The sequence below is a fragment of the Amycolatopsis sp. NPDC088138 genome, from assembly GCF_044741685.1.
GTDB lineage: Bacteria > Actinomycetota > Actinomycetes > Mycobacteriales > Pseudonocardiaceae > Amycolatopsis.
The window spans coordinates 338,771-358,373 of sequence record NZ_JBIUTB010000004.1 but is presented as its reverse complement, the minus strand read 5'-3'; the positions used below and the strand labels follow the sequence as shown (position 1 = coordinate 358,373).

The 19,603-nt window shown below is 71.8% G+C and carries 16 protein-coding genes; 8 read left to right on the top strand and 8 right to left on the bottom strand.

Annotation, left to right across the window (positions count from 1 at the left end; translation table 11 throughout):
• The first annotated feature begins 285 nt into the window (after positions 1 to 285).
• Positions 286 to 1,797, top strand: a complete 1,512-nt coding sequence (locus ACIOD2_RS23035; RefSeq protein WP_400543189.1) for a sensor histidine kinase — start codon at positions 286 to 288, stop codon at positions 1,795 to 1,797.
• Here the strand turns inward: ACIOD2_RS23035 and ACIOD2_RS23030 are convergent.
• The gene (locus tag ACIOD2_RS23030; RefSeq protein ID WP_400541367.1) at positions 1,778 to 2,425 is read right to left on the bottom strand and encodes a TetR/AcrR family transcriptional regulator; all 648 of its coding nucleotides are present in this window, start codon (positions 2,423 to 2,425) and stop codon (positions 1,778 to 1,780) included. The two genes, ACIOD2_RS23035 and ACIOD2_RS23030, sit on opposite strands and share 20 nt — an antisense overlap.
• Positions 2,426 to 2,467: 42 nt before the next feature.
• On the opposite strand from ACIOD2_RS23030, the gene ACIOD2_RS23025 reads away from it, so the two are divergent.
• Complete coding sequence (locus tag ACIOD2_RS23025; RefSeq protein ID WP_400541364.1) at positions 2,468 to 2,884, top strand: ester cyclase; 417 nt, start codon at positions 2,468 to 2,470, stop codon at positions 2,882 to 2,884.
• Between the two features lie 48 nt (positions 2,885 to 2,932).
• Here ACIOD2_RS23025 and ACIOD2_RS23020 read toward each other — a convergent pair whose 3' ends face one another.
• From ACIOD2_RS23020 to ACIOD2_RS23010, 3 genes are all read right to left on the bottom strand, one after another.
• Positions 2,933 to 4,864 carry a protease pro-enzyme activation domain-containing protein gene (locus ACIOD2_RS23020; RefSeq protein WP_400541361.1) on the bottom strand — a complete coding sequence of 644 codons (1,932 nt, stop codon included), beginning with the start codon at positions 4,862 to 4,864 and terminating at the stop codon, positions 2,933 to 2,935.
• Positions 4,865 to 5,345: 481 nt separating this feature from the next.
• Entirely contained in the window at positions 5,346 to 5,498 is a 153-nt protein-coding gene (locus ACIOD2_RS23015) for a hypothetical protein (protein ID WP_400541358.1), read from the bottom strand.
• A gap of 39 nt (positions 5,499 to 5,537) precedes the next feature.
• Positions 5,538 to 6,686, bottom strand: a complete 1,149-nt coding sequence (locus ACIOD2_RS23010; RefSeq protein WP_400541355.1) for an ROK family protein — start codon at positions 6,684 to 6,686, stop codon at positions 5,538 to 5,540.
• 86 nt (positions 6,687 to 6,772) lie between these two features.
• On the opposite strand from ACIOD2_RS23010, the gene ACIOD2_RS23005 reads away from it, so the two are divergent.
• Positions 6,773 to 8,071: an MGH1-like glycoside hydrolase domain-containing protein gene (locus ACIOD2_RS23005; protein WP_400541352.1), complete on the top strand. Its 1,299-nt coding sequence runs from the start codon at positions 6,773 to 6,775 to the stop codon at positions 8,069 to 8,071.
• A gap of 288 nt (positions 8,072 to 8,359) precedes the next feature.
• On the opposite strand, the gene ACIOD2_RS23000 is transcribed toward ACIOD2_RS23005, so the two are convergent.
• From ACIOD2_RS23000 to ACIOD2_RS22990, 3 genes are read right to left on the bottom strand one after another with little or no spacing between them, the layout of a single operon-like run.
• Positions 8,360 to 8,986 (bottom strand): TetR family transcriptional regulator, encoded by a 627-nt coding sequence (locus ACIOD2_RS23000; RefSeq protein ID WP_400541349.1) that lies wholly within the window; start codon positions 8,984 to 8,986, stop codon positions 8,360 to 8,362.
• Between the two features lie 23 nt (positions 8,987 to 9,009).
• Positions 9,010 to 10,581 carry an alkaline phosphatase D family protein gene (locus tag ACIOD2_RS22995; RefSeq protein WP_400541346.1) on the bottom strand — a complete coding sequence of 524 codons (1,572 nt, stop codon included), beginning with the start codon at positions 10,579 to 10,581 and terminating at the stop codon, positions 9,010 to 9,012.
• A 32-nt stretch (positions 10,582 to 10,613) separates the two neighbouring features.
• Positions 10,614 to 11,270, bottom strand: coding sequence for a hypothetical protein (locus ACIOD2_RS22990; RefSeq protein ID WP_400541343.1), 657 nt, complete (start codon positions 11,268 to 11,270; stop codon positions 10,614 to 10,616).
• Between the two features lie 110 nt (positions 11,271 to 11,380).
• Here ACIOD2_RS22990 and ACIOD2_RS22985 point away from each other — a divergent pair, with 110 nt between their 5' ends.
• The 4 genes from ACIOD2_RS22985 (at position 11,381) to ACIOD2_RS22970 (ending at position 17,871) form a co-directional block, all read left to right on the top strand.
• The gene (locus tag ACIOD2_RS22985) at positions 11,381 to 14,326 is read left to right on the top strand and encodes a BTAD domain-containing putative transcriptional regulator (RefSeq protein WP_400541340.1); all 2,946 of its coding nucleotides are present in this window, start codon (positions 11,381 to 11,383) and stop codon (positions 14,324 to 14,326) included.
• 164 nt (positions 14,327 to 14,490) lie between these two features.
• Positions 14,491 to 15,714, top strand: a complete 1,224-nt coding sequence (locus ACIOD2_RS22980) for a hypothetical protein (RefSeq protein WP_400541337.1) — start codon at positions 14,491 to 14,493, stop codon at positions 15,712 to 15,714.
• 128 nt (positions 15,715 to 15,842) lie between these two features.
• Complete coding sequence (locus ACIOD2_RS22975) at positions 15,843 to 16,499, top strand: hypothetical protein (RefSeq protein ID WP_400541334.1); 657 nt, start codon at positions 15,843 to 15,845, stop codon at positions 16,497 to 16,499.
• Between the two features lie 136 nt (positions 16,500 to 16,635).
• Positions 16,636 to 17,871 (top strand): glucuronyl hydrolase, encoded by a 1,236-nt coding sequence (locus ACIOD2_RS22970; RefSeq protein ID WP_400541331.1) that lies wholly within the window; start codon positions 16,636 to 16,638, stop codon positions 17,869 to 17,871.
• 37 nt (positions 17,872 to 17,908) lie between these two features.
• Here the strand turns inward: ACIOD2_RS22970 and ACIOD2_RS22965 are convergent, their stop codons facing one another.
• A complete protein-coding gene (locus ACIOD2_RS22965; protein ID WP_400541328.1) occupies positions 17,909 to 18,364 on the bottom strand; it encodes a DUF4396 domain-containing protein in 456 nt (151 codons plus the stop codon).
• 222 nt (positions 18,365 to 18,586) lie between these two features.
• Here ACIOD2_RS22965 and ACIOD2_RS22960 point away from each other — a divergent pair, with 222 nt between their 5' ends.
• Positions 18,587 to 19,603, top strand: coding sequence for an autoinducer 2 ABC transporter substrate-binding protein (locus ACIOD2_RS22960; protein WP_400541325.1), 1,017 nt, complete (start codon positions 18,587 to 18,589; stop codon positions 19,601 to 19,603).

Genomic DNA, 19,603 nt, shown 5'->3' with positions numbered 1-19,603 from the left:
CGCACGCCGCCGCAAGGCGCGGCCGACCGGCTGTCGGCCACGAGCGCGGCCACACCGCGGTGACCCACCTCGCGAAGAGCAGCGCGGGGCGATGTCCGATTGCGCGCCACCACACCGGCCGTCCGGCTGCCGGCCACGAGCGCGCCGCCACCCCACCGCGAGGGCGGCGTCGTGATCACCCGAAAGGCGCATCCGCTCGGTGTAACGCGACGGCCCGAACGGGCGAATCAGCGATTAGCCGGCCGGGGAGGGGTTCGCGTGGTGCAGCACCCCCGGACCGTCGTGATGACCGGTCTGCTCACCGCCGGGTTCGGGCTCGGCGTTACCGCGCTGGCGCTCAAGGTCGCCGAGGGCAGCCACGCCGCGCTCGACACCGCCCTCAGCACCACCACCGGGTTCCTGTTCCTGCTGGCGGGCGCGGTCGCGCACGTGCGGCGGCCGGCCAATCCGATCGGTGTGCTCATCGCGCTCGTCGGGGTCGCGTTGTTCCTGGAAGACCTGCAGTTCACCGGGAACCCGGTGCTGTACACGATCGCCGTGCCGCTGCGGGCCGCGTCCAGCCCGGTGATCGCGCACCTGGTGCTCGCGTTCCCGCACGGCAGGCTGCGGTCGCGGTGGGAGCGGCTGCTCGTGGCCTCCTCGTACCTGGTCGTGCTCGCGCTGGGCGTGCTCGGGCTGCTGTTCAGCGACGACCCGCGCGACCTGCTGGCGATCTCCGCCGACCACAACGGCCGCGGCGTCGCCGACCGTGTCCTCGGCCTGGCGGCCGCGGTGATCAGCGCCGGCGTGGTCGTCGTGCTGCTGTACCGGTGGCTGACCGGCCGGCTGCCGCAGCGGCGGCTGCTGTCCCCGGTGATCACGATCGCCCTGCTCGGCGCGCTGACGTCGGCGGCGGGCACGGCACTCGGCGACGGGCAGCCGCTTTCGGAGCCGCTGCTGCAGATCTACCGGGTCTCGTTCTGCCTGTGGCCGCTGGCGTTCCTGGCCGGCGTGCTGCGCGCCCGCGTCGGCAACGCCGAGATGATCCGGCTGCTGCTGGAGCGCGACGGCACCGGGCTGGCCGCGCTGGTGCAGGACGACGAGGTGTGGAAGGACAGCCGGTCGATCGACGCGCTCAACGCGGCCGCCGGGCTGGTGCTGGACAACCAGCGGCTCACCGCCGAGCTCGAGCAGCGCCTCGCGGAGGTACGCGCGTCGCGGGCCCGGCTCGTCGCGGCCGGCGACGACGAGCGCCGCCGCCTGGAGCGTGACCTCCACGACGGCGCCCAGCAGCGGCTGGTCAGCGTCGTGCTGCTGCTGCGGCTGGCCGACCGCCGCGCGGAGCTGCCGCCGGACGTCCGCACGCTGCTGAAGAGCACGGTCGACGAGCTGCAGACCGCGATCACCGAGCTGCGCGAACTGGCCCGCGGCATCCGGCCGGCGATCCTGACCGAGGCCGGACTCGGCGCGGCCGTCCGGTCGCTGACCGACCGGATCCCGATGCGGGTGACGCTCTCGGCGGACCCGGTCCCCCGCCTCGACGCCGCGGTGGAGGCGACGGCCTACTACGTGACGTCGGAAGCCCTGACGAACACGTTGAAACACGCCCGGACCGACCACGTGGACGTCCGCATCGCGGTGGACGGCGGCCGGCTGCGGGTCGAGGTGACCGACCACGGCGTCGGAGGCGCGTCCGCGGACCAGGGCTCGGGCCTGGCCGGGCTGCGCGACCGCGTCCAGGCCCTGGGCGGCGAGCTGAGCGTCGACAGCGGCAGCGGGGGCACGACGGTGTGCGCCGTCATCCCCCTGGCCGGCTGAGCAGCTGCGCCCGCAACGCCCGCGCCAGCCACCCCTCGAACCGCTCGGCCGTCCAGCCGCGCTCGACCGTGAGCACCCGGTGGGTGTCCGGCGACATCAGCAGGTACACGACGTCGGCCGCCTCCTCTTCGGGGATCCCGAGTGCGCCGCGGTCCGCGAGCCGCCGGGCGATCCGGGACTGTCCCGTGTGCCGCTGGGCGCGGGCGGTGGCCAGCAGCTCCGCCGCCTCCGAGTCGATCGACGCCGCTTCCACGAGGACACGCTGAATCGCCGCCGAGCGCGCCATCACGCCGGTGTGGATGCGCGCGAAGGCGTCCAGCAGCGCGCCCGGATCGGGGTCGGTCAAGGCGGCCTGGACCTCGGGCCGGTGCTGGAACTCGACCGGCTCGTCGTCCCCGCCGAAGGCGACGTCGAGCACCGCCTTGAGGATGCCGCGCTTCGAGCCGAACTGCCGGTACACGGTGGCCACCGGCACGCCGGCCGCCGACGCGACGGCGTCCACCGTGGCCGCCGGGTAACCGCGGGCCACGAAAACCCCGTGGGCGGCTTCGACGACCGCCGCGCGGGTCGCGCGGACCTGCTCCCGGCGTCGCGAGTTGTCGTACCGCCGCTTGACAGGCTCGGTCATATTGGTGACAGTAGCACTCTCACCAAATCTCGGAGGACCGCCATGGGCGTCGAGGAGAACAAGAAGGTCGTCGAACGCTTCGAAGCGCTGATCGTCACGCAGGAGCTGGACCTGCTGGACGAGCTGTGCACGCCGGACCTGGTCAACCACGCCCTCGCGGCGGACCGGCCCGCCGGGCTCGCGGGCACCCGGGAATTCCTGAGCAGTCAGGGGAAAAGCCACTTCGCGGTGCAGCACTGGCCCGAGAAGACGGTCGTCGCGGAGGGCGATCACGTCGTCTGGTTCGGCGTCCGCGGCGGGTACTGGCCGGGCGGGAGCCTGCTCGGCGTCGAATGCCCCGAAGGCGACTACGCGCGCGGATTCACCGTGATGTACCGCCTGGAAAACGGGAAGATCGCCGAACGCTGGGCCGTGCGCGACGACCTCGGCATGCTGCGCAACCTCGGGGCCGCGATATGAAAAGGCCCCCTCGCCAGGCTGGCGAGGGGGCCTTTCACCGAGAGTTGACTAGACGAGCAGCAGGAACAGCAGCCCGTTGGGCGTGCCGAGACCCGTCACGTCGTCGTAGCCCGGGGTCGTGTGGATGGTCAGACCCTGGTAGTCGAGCGTGCGCACCGAGGTGAGCAGGCCGTCCGAAGCGTCGACCGAGTTCGCGTAGTCGACACGCTCCACTGCGGCGTCCACGTGCTTCACGTCGCTGATCGCCGGGGTGCGGGAGGTCAGCTTGTAGATCACGGGGTTGATGAAGCCGTGGTGGAAGTGGTCGAAGCTGTCGGCCACCGCCATGATGCCGGCGAACACCGGCGACGCGAGGCTCGTGCCGCCGATCCGGTACTGGTCGTAGTAGGCGCCGTCCGGGAAGGTCTGCGTCTGGCCGACCAGGAAGCCGGTGTTCGGGTCACCGATCGCCGAGATGTCCGGCACGACGCGGCCCTTGGCGTTCCCGGTCTGGTTCTTCTTCGCCAGCGCGTCCGGCACGACACCCTTCTGGTAGAAGGGCTGCGCGAACAGCCGGCTCGTGCCGCCACCGGAACCGCTGGTGTAGGCCGCCGGGCCGTAGACGCCGTTGGTCAGCGAGGACTTGCTGGTCTCCCAGCCGGTCTCGAAGATCCGCTTGCCGTCCTTGCCGATCGCGATGGACGTGCCACCGACCGCGGTGATCCACGGAGCGGAGGCGGAGAAGTCCGGCGACGGCGTGCCGAGGCGCGCGACCTCGTCACCGTTGTCGCCCGAGGAGAAGTAGACGCCGATGCCCTCGAGCACCGCCTGCAGCGAGATCTGGTTGAAGACCTTGACCTCGTCGGCCGGGATGTCCTCGCCGGTGTCGCCGTAGGAGTTCGACACGATGTCGGCCTTGTGGCCGGCGATCACGTAGTTCAGCGCCTCGTCGAGGGCGTTGTCCTCGCAGGACTCGCCACCGACGTAGAGGATGTTCGCGCCCGGCGCGAGACCGTGGGCGGCCTCGACGTCGAGGGTCTCCTCGCCGTACCAGCCCGCCGCGTCACACTGGTCCGGCGGCTCGAGAACCGGGTTCGCCGGGAAGACGTGCTGCGAGAACTGGCTCTGCTTCAGCGGGTGCTGCGGGTCGTTCTTCTTCGCGTAGGTGCTCGCGTCGGCGTAGATGGTCGGCGAGGCGAACGCGTCGACGATGGCGATCGTGGTGCCCTTGCCGTCCGCGCCGACCTTGTCGACGCCGTAGGCCGACCGCAGCTGCGCCGGGGTGTAGCCGCACGGGGCGTACGGCAGGTGCTTGCCGTTGTAGGCGGGGTCGGTGGTGTCGACCTTCTCGCCGTAGTAGGCGCTGCACGGCTTCGCGTTGCGGAAGCCGGGGCCGGGCGCGACGTCGGACGGCGTCCCGGAGCCGGTGGCGTGGTCCGGCTTGAACAGGTTGGTCGCCTGGTCCACGCCGACGACGCCGAGCACGTCGCTCGCCAGGTTCGCGGGCACCGAGAGGTTCTTGTCGGCGGCGCGGAGGGTCTGGCCCTTGACCTTGTACTTGCCCAGCTTGACGCCGAACGCGTTCTGCGTCTGGTCGGCGGTGCCGGTGGCCTCGACGTAGGCGCGGTTCGACGGGATGTCACCGATGCTGAAGCCGCTGCCGGTCAGCCACGCCTTGACGGCGTTGACAGTCGCATCGCTGGCGGCGAAGCGGTCCCGCACCTGGTCGGTGCTCAGGAACTGGCGGTAGGTCTTGCTGTCCGGGTCGGACACGGCCTGGGCCAGCGCCTCGGCACCGGCGTTGTCGCGCTGGTTCAGGTAGACGCGGAAGCTCAGCTTCGCCGCGGGCGCCGTGTCGGCGACCTTCGCCTGCGCGTTCGCCCACAACGGGTGCGACTGCGGAATGTCCTGACGCCCCTGCGCCGACGCCGCCGCGGGCATGGCTGCGGTGAGACCACCCACCACCGCGAGCGAAAGGAGCAGGGTGGAGCTTCTTCGCACAGAAATCTCCCTCTTTTGAATCGGCCCCCAGTAAAGGACCTGGAACACCGGACGAGACTAGATCGGGGTTCCGCTTCCGGGGAAGTACTTGCGGAACCGTTATCTGGTCGCGAATTCACGGGGTCAGGGCCGTGGTACGGAAATCCGATTTGTCTTGCGAAATACGCGAGGATTGATCCCGGATGCGCGGTAAGTCCGGTTCGTGGCCGTATTACGGACCACGCCGGTGGGGCGTTCGCCACCTACGAAAGTCGGTCGCTCCGTCCACTCCGGACAGTCCGGCCGTGACGGCACTTAGGCCGTCGCCGGGTTGGGTCGCGCGCGGCAGGGCGCGACGGTACAGCACCTCGCGGACCACGGCCACGTAATGCGGCTCGGCCAGGTCGCCGCGATCACCAGGACGCCTGTCGCCGGGTTGGGTCGCGCGCGGCGGTACAGCACCTCGCGGACCCCGGCCACCAAACGCGCGGGCGACCAGGCGTCAGACCTGCGCCGCCAGCCGACGATCCACTTCCACCGGGGAAAACACCGACTCCACCACCATCGCCACCGCACCGGCCACCGCGAGCCCCGTGCCGCCGATCTCCACCTTCAGGCTCTGCGTCGCGCGCGGCAACGCCCGGCGGTACAGCACCTCGCGGACCCGGCCACCAAACGCGCGGCCGACCAGGCGTCAGACCTGCGCCGCCAGCCGACGATCCACTTCCACCGGGGAAAACACCGACTCCACCACCATCGCCACCGCGCCGGCCACCGCGAGCCCCGTGCCGCCGATCTCCACCTTCAGGCTCTGCGTCGCCCGCGGCAACGCTCGCCGGTACAGCACCTCGCGGACCCCCGCGACGAAATGCGGCTCGGCCAGGTCTCCCGCGATCACCAGGACTCCCGGGTTGACCACCGACACCAGCGTCGCGAGCACCTCCCCCACCTGGCGGCCGGCGAACTCGGCCAGCCGGACCGCCGCCGGCTCGCCCGCCAGGATGCGGTCGCGGACGCCCGAGCCCGACGTCGTCGGCAGGCCCTGTTCGGTCAGGCGTGCGGCCAGCGCGCCGCCGCTGGCGACCGCCGCCAGGCAGCCCACGGAGCCGCACATGCAGCGGGCCTCGGGGAAGCCCGGCAGCCGGATGTGCCCGATGTCGCCGGCCCCGCCGTCGACGCCGCGGTACACCTCGCCGCCGATGACCAGGCCGGCGCCGATCCCGGTGGACACCTTGACCACGACCAGCGCGCGCGACTCCGGGTGCCTCGCGCGGTGCTCGCCCAGGGCCATCAGGTTGGCGTCGTTGTCGACCAGCACCGGGGCGCCGAAGCGCTCACCGAGGTACTCGTCGATCGGGTAGCAGTCCCAGCCGGGCATGATCGGCGGCTGCGTGACCCGCGCCTGGCCCGGCTCGACCGGCCCCGGCACGGAGATCCCCACGCCGCAGACCGGGACGTCGGCCTCGGCCAGCATCTCCTCGAACCACTTCGCGATCCGGCCGAGCACGGGTTCCGGGCCGTCGGCGACCCGCAGCGGGCCCTCGCGGTGCGCGAGCCGCCGTCCGGACAGGTCGGTGAGCGCGACCTCGGCGTGCATCGTGTCGACGCTGGCGGCGAGGACGACGGCGTGCCGGTCGTCGAACCTCAGGTTCCGCGCCGGGCGGCCACCGGTGGAGTCCTCCTGCCCACCCTCGGCCAGCAGGCCCGCCGACTGGAGCAGGTCCAGCCGCGCGGTCAGCGTCGAGCGGGACAGCCCGCTGCGCGTGAGCAGGGCTTTCCGCGTGGTCGCCTGGCCGGTCCGGACCAGCCGCAACAGCTCTCCGGCGCTGGTCGGCGTCGTCATCCCGGGCCCCCTTCGCTGTGGCCCGCATCATCCCAGGACGTACTTTTGTCCATTGACAAGACATAAGTAGGAGATAGATTGGACACATGGACGTAACATGGGGGTCCGCCGAGGCCGTCCTGGCCGACAACTGGATCGGCGCGTCGACCGTGCCGTCCCGCGGGCTCTACCCGCACCAGTGGAGCTGGGACTCGGCCTTCATCGCCTTCGGCCTGCGCCACCTGGCGCCCGAGCGCGCCCGGCGTGAGCTGGTGACGCTGTTCTCCGCGCAGTGGCGCGACGGCCGCGTCCCGCACATCCTCTTCAACCCGGACACCCCGCCCGAGGCGTACTTCCCCGGCCCCGCGTTCTGGCGCGCCGGGCGGACGTCCGGGCTGGTCCAGCCGCCGGTGCACGCGCGTGCTGTGCTGGCCGTGCACCGCGCCGACCCGGCGGGGTCCGGCGCCGAGACCTTCCTCGCCACGCTCTACCCGAAGCTCAAGGCCTGGCACGGATACCTGCGGACCTACCGCGACGCGGGCGGGCGCGGGCTCGCCTCGATCGTGCACCCGTGGGAATCGGGGATGGACAACAGCCCGGCGTGGGACGGCCCGCTTTCGCGCGTCACGCCCGCCGACCCGGCCGGGTTCGTCCGCCGCGACCTGCAGCACGGCCACGCCGCCGACCGCCCGAGCGACGAGGACTACGGCCGGTACGTCCGGCTGGCCTCGGCCTACCGCGACTGCGGTTACCTCGACGAGCGCTGGGCCGACGTCGACGGCGGCTTCACCGTCGAAGACCCGGGCCTCAACGCGCTGCTGGCCGACGCCGAGCTGGCGCTGGCCGAGATCGCCGACGTGCTCGGCCTGCCCGCGGCCGCCGCCACGCACCGCGACAGCGCGGCCCGGGTCGCCAAGGCGCTGCAGGAAACGTTGTGGGACAGCGCGTCCGGCTTCTTCTTCGCCCGCGACGTCCGCACCGGCGAGCGCACCCGCGAGTACACCTGCGCCGGGCTGCTGCCGCTCGTGCTGCCGGACCTGGCCGTCGCGCCCGCCCTGCTGGCCACCGCCACCGGGCCGCGCTTCCGGCTCGGCCAGGTCCACGGCGTGCCGAGCTACGACCTGACCGCGGCGGACTTCGACCCGGGCCGCTACTGGCGCGGGCCGTCGTGGTTCAACGTCGGCTGGCTGGTCCGGCAAGGCCTGCTGCACCACGGTGAGCACGCGCTGGCCGCGTGGCTGCGCGACGACCTCGTCGCAACCGCCACGGGCACCGGCTTCGCCGAGTACGCGGACCCGTTCACCGGCACCGGCCACGGCGCCCGGTCGTTCGGCTGGACCGCGGCGCTGACCGTGGACCTGATGTCCACAAAGGACACACAGGGCCGACAAGGCCGACAAGACTGACGGGCGGCCCGCCCAGCCGCGTCGGGGGCGGGTGGGCGGGCCGCCCGGCACCGGAAAGCGTTTTCCCTCTTGCTGGACAAGGCATGCCCGGGGGACCCGCACCACCCCCAGCCGGGTGCGGGTCCCCCGAGGTTCGGTGTGGCAGGTGCTCCGGTTTCCGCGGCGGCGGACCGGGACGGACACCGAAGAGCCTGCCGACTCCGGTGTCCTGTCAGGATTTTCGCAGTCTACCTTTACGACGTCCCGGGCAAACGTGCATTTTTCATGGTCCACAGCGTGAATCGGGCACTAGGCGAACCCTACGCCGGACGACAGCAGGACGAACGCCCGATCGGCGGCGGCGACCGCGTCCGGATGGCGCTCTCCGGCCGGGATCCCGGCCGCGACCGCGTCCATGTTCGCCGTCGCCAGCAGCCGGCGGACGGCCGCGATCTGCGCCGCCGCCAGCTCGGCGTCCGGGGCCGGCACGCCCGCCTCGGCCAGCGCGGCGGCCAGCGCGGCCTCCCCCGCCGAGCTGAACTCCGCCAGCCGCGCCACCAGCGCCGGGGTGCCGGTGACCAGCCGGAACACCGCGACGACCTCGGGGGCGTCGCACAGGCCGGTCACCGGTTCGCGCTCTTCGAGGCCCCGGAGGAACGCCTCCCGCAGCGCCGCCAGCGCACCCTGCCCGGGACGGCGCGCGCGGACGACGTCGGCCGCGTCCGTCTCGTGGTCGGCGAACCGGTGCAGCACCAGGTCCTCCTTGGTCGGGAAGTAGGCGAAGAGGGTCCGCTTGGACACCTCGGCCACCCGCGCCACCTCGGCGACCCCGACGGCGTCGAACCCGCGCTCCAGGAAGAGCGTGATCGCCGCCGTCGAGATCGCCGCCCGCGTGCGGAGCTTCTTGCGCTCCCGCAGGCCCAGTTCATCGGTCACGTCACTCAGCGTAGCGCCGGACCTCAGACCTTCCGCAGGCCAGGCGTCCCCGCTTGCACTACGTAGCTGGCGTCGTTCTTGATGACGACCTTCGCGGGGTCGTAGACGCTGGTGTCGGACGTCGTCATGAAGTCCGCCCGCGTCTGCGAGGGCGTGGTCGTGACGCGGACGTAGCCGCGCTCGCCCTTGCAGTACTTGACGTGCGGGTTGTTCGCCAGCCACGCCGCGGTGGGCGGGGTCGCGGTGTCGCTGTTGCTCGTCACCGACGTCGTCACCAGCTCCGAGCCGATGATCGGGTCGCTGTGGTCGAAGTAGTCCAGGCGCAGGTCGGCGGCCCAGTGCCGGTGGACGTCGCCGGTCAGCACGACCGGGTTGGCCACCTTCCGGTCGACCCAGCCCTTGGCGATCCGGTCGCGTGAAGCCTCGTAACCCTGCCAGGAGTCGGGGCTCTCGCAGGTGGCCTTGTTGCCGTCGCCGTCGCGCGTGGCGAAGAAGACCTGCTGGCCGAGGAAGTCCCACGTCGTCGGGTGCGACTCGAACTGCTTGAGCAGCCACGCCTCCTGCGCGGTGCCGAGGATGCTGCGGGAGGTGCTGCGCATGTCGGTGCACGCCGGCCCGGTCGAGCCGGACGGGTCCGCGACCTGGGCGTTGCGGAACTGCCGGGTGTCGAGCATGTGGAAGCGGGCGAGGTTGCCCCAGACGAACTGGCGGTACAGCTGGATCGACGCGCCGTTCGGCTTCGCCGTGGACCGGATCGGGGTGTGCTCGTAGAAGGCCTGGAAGCCGGCGGACTTGCGGGCCGTGGACGCGGGCGAGGTGGTGCCGTTCCAGTTGTTCATCACCTCGTGGTCGTCGAACACCACCATCCACGGCGCGATCGCGTGCGCGGCCTGCAGGTCGGCGTCGGTCTTGTGCTGGCCGTGGCGGGCGCGGTACAGCGCGAGCGTGGTCGTGTCCTCGGGGACGGCCAGGCTGCGCGGGTTGCGCTCCGCCGCGGCGCGGCCCGACTTCTTCTCGTAGATGTAGTCGCCGAGGAACAGCACCAGGTCCGGGTCGTCGGCCACGACGCCCTTGTACGCGTGGTAGTAGCCCTCCTCCCAGTGCTGGCAGGAGGTGAAGCAGTACTTGAGCTGGTTGACGGCGGCGCCGGCGGCGGGCGCGGTGCGCGTCCGGCCGACCGGCGAGATGTAACCGGAGGTCTTGAAGCGGTAGAAGTACTCGCGGGCGGGCTGCAGGCCGACGGGTTCGATGTGGACGCTGTGCGCGGACGCGCGGACCGCGTTTACCGAGCCGCTCTGCACGATCGAGCTGAACGCGGCGTCGTTCGCGATCTCCCAGTCGACCGCGTACGTCGCGTCGGGCATACCGCCGAAGCCGTCGGCGTTGAGCGGCGCGGGCGCGAGTCTCGTCCACAGCACCACGCTGTCGGGCAGCGGATCGCCGGAGGCGACCCCGAGCTGGAACGGATCGTGGACGGCGGGCGCGGCCGCGGTGGTGCGGGCGTTCGCCCACGACGGCAGCGCCGCCGAAGCCGCGGTGGCGGTGACTGCGGCGAGCCCGCCGAGGAGCACCCGGCGCCGGTTGACCTGACTCATGTCGGAAGTCCTTTCGGGAGGGGAAGACGCGCTCAGGCCGCGAAGTCGGTGATGCCGTCGCTGCAGGACTTCAGGTCCGGCTTGCCGGTGGTGTAGTTCGCGACGCAGACCTTGTAGAAGACCCAGCCGCCCTTCGCGACGGTCACGGCCTTGTCGACCGTCGTGCCCTCACCGCCGGAGTTCCAGACGTAGAACGGGCCGGCGCCGCCCTTGAGCCAGTACGTGACGACCGCGGAGTAACCGTCGGCGTCGGTGTCGTAGACCAGGAAGTGCGAGTCGGACGAGCGGTACACGCCCTCGCCGGCGCAGGCGTCGGCGCACTGGCCGCTGCCCGTGCCGGTGCCGCAGTCGGGCGCGATCCGCGTGTCGGAGCCGGTGTAGACGTAGGTGTCCGAGATGTAGCCGCCGAGCGCGGGCACGTAGTCCCACAACGTGCTCGTGCCGTAGGTCCCGGTCACGGACGCGCCGACGGTCTGGCAGTCGATGGTCACCGACGCGCCGTTCGCGACGGTCTTGACGGCCGTGGCGCTCGCGGTGGGCGCCCGGCGGACGTTCAGCGGGTCACCCGCGGTCTTGACGGTGCCGGTCGCCGCGGCGGACGCCTCCACCGCACCGCCGACCGCGAGCGTGGCGACCGCCGCGAGGACGACCCCGATCCCGGCGCTACGCCGGAGGTTCAAACGCTTCATGGCGGCAGCGTGACTTCGGGCCGTACACGTCTCGTACAAAGGCCTGGACCTGCGTACAGACACTCCGAATGGATCTATCGGCCGAGGTGGTGGAGAAATAACATCCGGGCATGGGGGAACTCATCGGGCAGGTTGAGGCCACCTCGCTTACCATCCGCGTCCTCGGTCCGCTGGAGGTCACCGCCGCCGGGCGGGTGATCCCGCTCGGCGGGCCGAAGCCCCGGCTGCTGCTGGCCGCCCTGGCGCTGCAGCCGAACGTCGTCGTGTCGACCGACGTGCTGGTGGAGGTCCTGTGGCCGGATTCGGCGCCGCGCTCGGCCGCGGCGAACATCCGGACGTACGTCCATTCGCTGCGAAGACGGTTCGCCGAGATCGACCCCGACCTCGGCGAGCGGATCAGCAGCCGGGCCTCCGGCTACCTGCTGACCGCGTCGCCCGCCGAACTGGACCACCTCGCGTTCACCGCGTCGGCGGGCGAGGCGCAGGAAGCGCTCGACCGCGGGGACGCCGAGAGCGCGCTCAAGGTGCTCGACCGCGCCGATGCCCTGTGGCGCGGCGAAGTCCTCGAAGGACTCCCCCACGACCATAGCTGGGGCGCGACCGTCGCCCGGCTCGCCGAGCTGCGGCTTTCCGTGCAGGAACAGCGGTTGCGCGCGCGGATCGACCTCGGCCGCTGCGGCGAGGCCGTCGCCGAGCTGCGCGGCCTGGTCACCGAACACCCGCTGCGGGAAGAGCTGTGGGCGCAGCTGATCGTCGCGCTGCGCGCCGCGGGCCGGACCGCCGACGCCGTCGAGGCGTACGAATCGGCCGAGCGGGTGCTGCGCGAGGAGCTCGGCGCCGAACCCGGCGCCCGGCTGCGGGAGCTGCGCGCGACGCTGGTGGTGTCCGAGAGCGGGCCGGCCACGCGCCCCGCGGACGTCGCCCCGGTCTGCCAGCTGCCCCTCGACCTGCCGGACTTCACCGGCCGCGACGACGTCATCCGCGAGGTCGTCGCGCTGATGCGGGAGCGGGCGGACTCGGGCAATCCCGCGGTGATCGTGCTGTCCGGCGCCCCCGGCGTCGGCAAGTCGGCGGTCGCGGTCCGCGTCGCCCACGCCGTGCGCGACGACTTCCCCGGCGGGCAGCTGCACGTCGACCTGGCCGGCACGTCGTCGTCGCCGCGGGCGCCGATGGGCGTGCTCGCCGAACTGCTGCACGCACTGGGCATCCCGGACGCCGGCCTGCCGCGCGAGCTGGCCGAACGCGCCGCGCTGCTGCGTTCCCGGCTGGCCGGGCGCCGGATGTGCGTCGTGCTCGACGACGCCGGCAGCGCCGCCCAGGTGCGCCCGCTGCTGCCCGGCGCCGGAGCGTGCGCGGTGCTGGTGACCAGCCGCCTCCGGCTGCCCGGGCTCGCCGGGGCGAAGCCGGTGGACGTCGACCTGCTGCCCGAGGCCGAGGGCGCGCGGCTGCTGGAGGGCATCGTCGGCGCCGAGCGCGTGGCCGCCGAGCCGGAGAGCGCCGCGGCGATCCTGCGCCAGTGCGGGCACCTGCCGCTGGCCATCCGGGTGGCCGGCGCGAAGCTCACCCACCGGCCGGGCTGGACGCTGCGGCTGCTGGCCGACCGGCTGCGCGACGAGCGCCGGCGCCTCGACGAGCTGCGCGTCGGCGACCTCGCCGTCCGCGCGAGCGTGACCCTGTCCTACGACCTGCTGCCGATGTCGGCGGCGACGGCGTTCCGCGGGCTCGGGCTGCTGGGGCCGGTGCAGTTCCCGGCGTGGGCGGTCGCCGCGGTGCTGGGCCGCCGGGAAGCCGACGACGTGCTCGACGTCCTGGTCGACGGCCACCTCGTCGAGCTGGTCGGGTCCGACTCCGCCGGGCAGCCGCGCTACCGGCTGCACGACCTGCTGCGCGTGTACGCCGTGGAGCTCGCGGAGCAGAGTGACGCCGCGAAGACGCGCGCCGGGCTCCGGCGGGTGCTGGAGGGCTACCTCGCGCTCGCCCTCGAAGCGGCGCGGCGGATGCCGCTCCACTTCTTCGGCATGTACTGCGACGACGAGCTGCCCCGGCCGCAGCTGCCCGCCGACGTCCTGCCGGACGAGACCGCGGCGTGGTTCGCGGCCGAACGGCACACCAGCGTCGCGGCGGTCTCGCTGGCCGCCGAGCACGGGTTCGACGACCTGGCCTGGCAGCTGGCGTCCGCGCTGACGCCGTACTTCGACCTGCGCGGCCACCAGGACGACTGGCACAGCACGCACACCATCGCCCTCGCGTCGGCCCGGCGCACCGGCTCGCTGCGCGCCGAGGCGATCGTCCAGCGCAACCTCGGCCAGTACCTGCTCTACCAGGACGAATACGCCGAGTCCCGGGTCGCGTTCGAGGAGTCGAGGGCGCTGTTCGAGCGGGTCGGCGACGCCCAGGGGGTCGGCATCGCGCTGACCGGGCTCGCCACGATCCTGCGCATCGAGGGTGCGGACGACCGCGCGCTCGACCACTGTCACGAGGCGCTGAAGCTGTTCGCCGAGGCGGACGACCCGCACGGCGAGGCCGTGGCCCGGATCAGCGCGGGCGCGGTCTGGATGTCGCGCGGCTGCTACGCGGCGGCGAAGCGCTGGTTCACCGACGCACTCGAGCTGGCGGCCGCGATCGGCGACCGGCACCGCGAGGCCCACGCGTTCAAGCGGCTTGGCCTGCTCCACCAGCACCAGGGCGACCTGGCGGCGGCCCGCGAGCACGTCGACCAGGCCATCGCGATCTTCACCGAGCTGGGCGACGACCACTGCGTCGGCTACGCGAACCAGAACCTCGGCGAGCTGTGCCTGCACAGCGGCGATTTCGCGCACGCGCAGCTGCTGCTGGTGAACTCGCTGTCGGTGCACCGCCGCAACGGCGACCGCCGCTCGGAGGCGGAGGTGTCCCAGCTGCTCGGCGAGCTGCACCGGGCGCTGGCGCAGCCGGAGCGGTCGCGGACGTATTCGGAACGCGCGCTGGCGATCTGGCGCGAACTGTCCGCGCGTCCCACGGACACCGCCGCGCCGGCCGCGCCGTCTTCGGAGCCGCCGCACACCGTCTCCGCCTGAGCTCCCGGCGAACGCCATGAGGGGCACCTTCAGGGCTTGTTTGTCCCTGAGGGTGCCCCTCATGGCGTTCGCGGCTCGGGCTTGAGCGGTTTTGTACGGATCATGTATGGCGCCCCGGCAGTCTTCGCCACGTTCGAGTGAACGAGTGCGAAGGGAGTCCGGCGATGATCCGGATCAGGAAGACCGGCCGCGTGACCGCGGTGGTTCTGGCCGCGGGTGCGGTCACGGCGCTGGCCGGAGCCCCCGCCCAGGCCGCGACGGCCGCGGCGACGGGAAGCTGGACCGCCGACTTGTCCACTGTGGACAGCGACGACGTCAACGTCACCGGCGCGGGCGGGACGCTCACGCTGGCCGACGCGGCGTGGCACAGAACCGCGCGGGTGTTCGCGGGCAGTGAAGGCAGCCTGCTCCTCGCGGAGCACGCGCTGGGCGCCCCGGCCAACCGCGTCAGCGCGGCGCTGACCGCCGACACCCCGAAGGGCACGAGCGTCGAGGTCGACGTCCGCGGCCGGACCGGCGTGAACGACTGGACGGAGTGGACACCCGCGGGCACGACGCTGGGGGCGACCGTCGGCTCGGTCCAGGTGCGGATCAGCCTGCACAGCACCACGGACGGCGTGCGCCCGGCGGTCCGGAACGTCGCGCTCAGCGCGGACTCCGCCCCGCAGGTCAACGCGCTGGCCGCGACGACGGCGTCGACCTACAAGGTCTACGGCACCCGCGAGGGCCTGGTCGGCGGCACGACCGCCAACGGCCACAAGATCGTGAGCCACGACCACTTCGTCTCGTTCCCGTCGGGGAAGTCCGTGTCCCCCAAGGGAACCGGCAACTACACCGCGCGGGTGTGCCGCACCGACGGCAGCAAGTGCGAGTACGCGCCGGTGTGGGAGATCGGTCCGTGGAACGAACGTGACGACTACTGGAACCCGGCGTCGGTCCGCTCGGAGTTCAAGGACCTGCCGCAGGGCAAGCCCGAAGCGCAGGCCGCCTACCTCGACGGCTACAACGGCAAGAAGGACGACTCCGGCCGCACCGTGCAGAACCCGGCCGGCATCGACCTCGCCGACGGCGTCTTCTGGGACGGCCTCGGCATGTCCGACAACGGCTACGTGAACGTCACCTACCTGTGGACCGGCTCCGGCCCGACCGGCGTGGTCAGCACGGCGGGCGACCCGATGAACGTCCGGGCGAGCGCGAGCACGTCGGCGGCGATCAAGGGCCTCGCGGCGAACTACGCCAAGGTGACCATCGAGTGCTACGTCACGGGCGACACCGTCACCGGCAAGTTCGGCACCAGCAACATCTGGGACCGCATCGGCCCCGGCCACTACGTGTCGGACACCTACCTGCAGACCGGCTCCGACAGCCCGGTCGCCCCGCTCTGCTGAGCGCACACCGCGGCTCGAGAGAGCCCTGATCATCGCGTGGTTGACTGCCCTCATCCCCGCGATAACGCGAAGGCCCGGCCTCCCCCGCCGGGCCTTCGCCGTTTTCCCCAGCCGTTAAGGTCGAAACGGTGGACCTCGACTACTGGCTGCCGCGGCCGAGCGTGCCGACGCCGGCGGCCTTGCGCGACCAGTTCGACGACGTCCTGGAGCGCGCCCTCGCGCACGGTCCGGACCGCCCCGCCGAGTACCGCCTCGACGCACCGATCTGGCAGTTCCTCTGCCACGTCGCCGATCGCGGCGACCACGTGCTGCACGGTTCGGGCAATCCGGGCATCACCGAGTTCACGCCCCGCAGCCCGCGGGACCTGACCGAATTCGGGGCCCAGCACGCGGTGTACGCGGCGGCCGACGGGCTCTGGCCGATCTTCTACGCGATCCTCGACCGCGAGCACGTGCGCCTCTCGATGTGCAACGGGTGTGTGCACACGGACAGCGGCGCGCGGTACCACTTCTCGATCAGCGCGCCCGCGCTGGCGCGGCGGCCGTGGCGGACCGGCACGGTGTACCTGCTGCCGTCCGGCACCTTCGCGCTGGAGCCTCCGAACGGCGAGGTCCGGTCGGTGCAGGCCGCCAGCCCGGCGCCGGTGCGGCCGGCCGCCAAGTTCACCGTGACCCCGCACGACTTCCCGTTCCTGGACGACGTCCACGGCCACGACGACGAGGCCCTCACCGCACGGGCGCTCGCAGATCCGGACGGGTTCCCCTGGCACCTGCCACCGTCGTGAACGGCCTAATGTATTCCGCTCTCCGGGACATCAATTCACAACCGTGAACGACTATCCGCCGGGTGTACAACCACGTGTCCGTTGTGTAAAACTTCCGGCACCTGGAGCATTTCCCCACACGGAATGGCGGGCACCTGTGAGCGTTACCCGGAGAACCCTGCTGACCACCGCGGCCGGTGCCGCGGTGGCGGTGAGCGCCAGCACCTCCACGGCCGCGAACGCGGCCGCCCTTGATGTCTCCGACCAGGCATCCGTCACCCGGACGCTCCGCCAAGCGGCCGATTACGCGGTGGCCAAACTCCGCGCGGTGGCCCCCGGGGTCACCGCGTTTCCGACCGGGACGAAGTTCGAGAAATGGGCTTATTCGCAGAATGGCGACTGGGTCGGCGGATTCTGGCCCGGTCAGTTGTGGCTCGCGTACCTGCACAGCGGTGACGAACAATTCAAGACGCTCGCGCTGGCGTCCGCGGACAAACTCGCGCCGCGCCAGTTCGACACCGGAACACACGACCTCGGTTTCCTCTTCTACCCGTCGTGGGTCACCGCGTGGCGGCTCACCGGCGACGAGAAGTGGAAGGCGGGTGCGGTTCAGGCCGCGGCGTCGCTGATCAAGCGCTACAACCCGGCCGGGAAGTTCATCCGTGCCTGGGGCGCGCTGACCGATCCCAAGGACGCCGGCCGCGTCATCATGGACACGATGATGAACCTCGACCTGCTGGCCTTCGCGAGCAAGCAGACCGGGGACCGGCAGTACCTCGACATCGCCATCGCGCACGCGAAGACGGCGCAGAACAACTTCGTGCGCCCGGACGGCTCGACGCCGCACGTGTTCGACTTCGACCCCGTCACCGGCGCGCCGATCGGGCCGAACACCGTGCAGGGCTACAGCCCGACCTCGTGCTGGTCGCGCGGGCAGGCGTGGGGTGTCTACGGGTTCACCACGATCTACCGGCGCACGGGTGACAAGGAGTTCCTGACGACGGCCCGGCGGCTCGCGGACTACGCGCTGTCCAAGCTCACGCCGGACAACGTGCCGGTGTGGGACTACCTCGCCCCGCAGGCGCCGAACGACGTCAAGGACGCCTCCGCCGGCGTGATCATGGCGTGCGGCCTGCTCGACCTGGCCGAGCAGACGCACCGCACGCAGTACCGCGACAGCGCGCTGCGGATCCTGGCCGCGACGTCCCGGACGTGCCTGACGACGAAGTCGACGCGGGCCGAAGCGAGTGTCGCGCGCTGCACCCGCAACCGCCCGGCCGAGGACGGCGTCGAGATCTCGCTCCCGTACGCCGACTACTACCTGCTGGAAGGCGTCCTGCGGGTGCTCGACCGGGCCAAGGTCGACCGCGCGGTCGACCTGTCCAGCCTGTAGCCGCACGACCGGGGAGGCCGCCACCTCCCCGAGTGCGTCAGTGCTGGTGGTGGGCGTGCACCTTCGCGTGCCCGAGCCCGCGGCCGATCATCCACTTGTTCACCGGCACCGTGACCACGAACGCGATCGCCAGCGAGAGCACCAGCGACAGCCAGAAGAGCGCGCTGGCCAGCCCCGCGTCCATCGCCCCCGGGATCGCCACGACCACCGTGTTGTCGATGACCTCCATGACGGCGATCGACACCGTGTCCGCGGCCAGCGCCACCTTGAACGCCGCCGCCAGGTCCAGGCCCGACCTGAGCACGCCGCGCATCGTCAGGCCGTAGCCGAAGACGAAGGCCAGCACGATCGACAGGACCACCGTCGCCGCGTTGTGCAGGCCGAACGCCGTGCCCAGGACCATGCCGAGCACCTCACCGATGGCACAGCCGGTCAGGCAGTGCAACGTCGCTTGAACCGCGGTCGCCCACGAAGCCCCGTGCTGTTCGCTCATGCCAGCGACCATACCCCTGGGGGGTACGTACGGCCAGTCATACCGGTCACACCCGGGCGGGCCGCAACCACCCGGTGTCTTCCCGCCGGAAACCCACAATGTAGAACTCACTTCCGTAACCCTTTGCGCACATCCCGTTGACCACAGTTACGCGGAGCCCTACGTTCGCCGTGGGTCTCCACCGTGCGCAGACCGTTCGAGAGCCGTGAGGAATGGGTGGGGATGCGAGGGCCGACGAAGACGTTCCGGCTGGTCGCGACGTTGCTGCTGGGTGCGGCGCTCGCGCTCGGCGGCTGCTCGGAACAGCTGGGCGACTCCCCCGCGGCCGCGCCGACGCGGATCGCGTTCGTGCCCAAGATCGACGGCATCCCCTACTTCCAGGCGATGACCAGCGGCGGCGCGGAGGCGGCGAAGCAGCTGGGCGTGCAGTGGACGACAAGCGCCCCGAAGACCGTCGACCCGGCCGCGCAGGTGACGATCCTGCGCTCCCTGATCACCCAGAAGGTCGACGTCATCGTCGTCGCCCCGAACGACCCCGCCGCGCTGGCGCCGGTGATCGCCGAAGCCCGGGCGAAGGGCATCCACGTGCTCACCGCCGACACCGACGCGCCCGGCACGCAGCGTGAGGTGTTCGTCAACCAGGCCACCGCCGAGGGCATCGGCGCCGCGGTCACCGACGCGCTGATGGCGAAGACCGGCGGCACCGGCAAGTACGCGATCGTGTCGTGCGGCCCGGCCGCGGCGAACCTCAACACCTGGATCTCGGTCCAGAAGGAGTACGCGGCCGCGCACTACCCCAAGGCCCAGCTCGTCGAGACCGTCTACGCCGGGGAGGACGAGGCCACCGCGACGACGATGGCCAGGGAGCTGATGGCCCGCCACCCCGACCTGACCGGCCTGGTCGGCGAATGCACGACGTCGGCTCCCGGCGTCGCGAAGGCCGTTAAGGACGCGGCGAAGATCGGCCAGGTCTTCACCGTCGGCGTCGGCACGCCGCAGTCGATCAAGCCGTACCTGCTCGACGGCTCGTGCTCCCAGTCGGTGCTGTGGAACGTCGAGTCGCTCGGCTGGCTGACCGCCTGGACGGCGAAGCAGGTCGCCGACGGCAAGCCGCTGAGCCCGGTCAACAAGGTGAGCCTGGAGTTGCCGGCGGTGAAGTACGACGTCACGTCGAAGACCGTCCTGCTGGGCGATCCGCTGCTCATCACCGCCGACAACGTCGACCAGTTCAAGTACTGA

What these genes read in the sequence shown, in the direction of transcription:
- ACIOD2_RS22965 (WP_400541328.1), bottom strand. Translation starts at nt 18,364, where the DNA reads ATGAGCGAACAGCACGGGGCTTCGTGGGCGACCGCGGTTCAAGCGACG.
- ACIOD2_RS23025 (WP_400541364.1), top strand. Translation starts at nt 2,468, where the DNA reads ATGGGCGTCGAGGAGAACAAGAAGGTCGTCGAACGCTTCGAAGCGCTG.
- ACIOD2_RS22995 (WP_400541346.1), bottom strand. Translation starts at nt 10,581, where the DNA reads ATGAGTCAGGTCAACCGGCGCCGGGTGCTCCTCGGCGGGCTCGCCGCA.
- ACIOD2_RS23005 (WP_400541352.1), top strand. Translation starts at nt 6,773, where the DNA reads ATGGACGTAACATGGGGGTCCGCCGAGGCCGTCCTGGCCGACAACTGG.
- ACIOD2_RS22985 (WP_400541340.1), top strand. Translation starts at nt 11,381, where the DNA reads ATGGGGGAACTCATCGGGCAGGTTGAGGCCACCTCGCTTACCATCCGC.
- ACIOD2_RS22980 (WP_400541337.1), top strand. Translation starts at nt 14,491, where the DNA reads ATGATCCGGATCAGGAAGACCGGCCGCGTGACCGCGGTGGTTCTGGCC.
- ACIOD2_RS22960 (WP_400541325.1), top strand. Translation starts at nt 18,587, where the DNA reads ATGCGAGGGCCGACGAAGACGTTCCGGCTGGTCGCGACGTTGCTGCTG.
- ACIOD2_RS23035 (WP_400543189.1), top strand. Translation starts at nt 286, where the DNA reads ATGACCGGTCTGCTCACCGCCGGGTTCGGGCTCGGCGTTACCGCGCTG.
- ACIOD2_RS22990 (WP_400541343.1), bottom strand. Translation starts at nt 11,270, where the DNA reads ATGAAGCGTTTGAACCTCCGGCGTAGCGCCGGGATCGGGGTCGTCCTC.
- ACIOD2_RS23010 (WP_400541355.1), bottom strand. Translation starts at nt 6,686, where the DNA reads ATGACGACGCCGACCAGCGCCGGAGAGCTGTTGCGGCTGGTCCGGACC.
- ACIOD2_RS23030 (WP_400541367.1), bottom strand. Translation starts at nt 2,425, where the DNA reads ATGACCGAGCCTGTCAAGCGGCGGTACGACAACTCGCGACGCCGGGAG.